A 1,046-nucleotide genomic window follows, 5' to 3' on the forward strand; every position below is an offset into this window, starting at 1 on the left:
TGGCCAGACCACTGGCAGCGTTGTGGTCGAAACTCCGGCTAATGACGTTTATGTGAACGGGAGCACCGTTAGCACCACGATTACTGGCGCTACTGGCGGCAACTTTGAAAACCTGGTGCCTAGCACTACTCCAGCTGTAACCACCATCACCGACCGCGTCGATACCGTCACTGTAACAATCGAAAGTGCTGGCGACGTTCTGGAAAATGCGGCGCCGACCTTCACCATCAAGGTTGATCAGAAGCTGGATCAAGACCTGACCGTGACCCTGAGCAATGGCCAGACCGTGACTATCGCGGCTGGTGCAACTCAAGCTACCTATACCCTGCCCGCTCAGGGCGATGATGTTTACAAAGATGGCGAAACCATCAAGCTGGGTATTACTGATGCAGCGGTCGAAGGTAAGACCTTCGAGAATCTGGTCATTGGTAGTGAAGCTCAAGTTGTTGTTGGTGATACCACCAGTGAAGTGATCGCGACCCTCACCGCGGATAAAACCACCGTTGCAGAAGGCGGTTCCGTCACTTACACCGTGACCCTGACCAACGCTGCCGGCCTGCCGCTCAACAATCACGGTGAACTGACCTTCACCCTGACTGACGGCACGCAGATCAAAGTCCCAGCCAACGGCAACGTCGGCAGCGCAACGATTGTTGCCCCGGACGACATCCTGGTCGGCGGTCAACCAACCATCGTTAACAAGCTGGAAAGCGTCAGCGGCGCAGATAACTTCGAGCAACTGACCCTGGGTCAGAACTCACTGGAAACGACCGTCACTGACGAACCTACCGGTCAAGGCGACGCGGTTAACATCAGCATCACCGGTAATGGCCCGGTCCTGGAAAACCAGGATGCAAGCTTCACCATCAAGCTCGACAAGGCCCAGACTCAGCCTGTCACTGTGACCCTGAGCAACGGCAAAACCGTGGTCTTTGCTGCTGGTGAAACTGAGAAGGTTCACACCCTGGATCCGCAAGGTGACGACGTCTATAAAGACGGCGATACCGTGTCCCTGAGCATCACCGGTGCGACCTCCAATGGCGCGC

Annotated in this window: 1 protein-coding gene; it reads left to right on the forward strand. The window is 55.9% G+C overall.

Annotated elements, in window-relative coordinates; genetic code table 11:
* Positions 1–1,046, forward strand: a 1,046-nt coding sequence (locus tag ORL50_RS28695) for an immunoglobulin-like domain-containing protein (RefSeq protein ID WP_266020075.1), incomplete at both ends; no start/stop codon positions are given.

Origin of the sequence: Pseudomonas sp. RIT-562 (genome assembly GCF_026241895.1) — a bacterium.
Lineage (GTDB): Bacteria > Pseudomonadota > Gammaproteobacteria > Pseudomonadales > Pseudomonadaceae > Aquipseudomonas > Aquipseudomonas mandelii_F.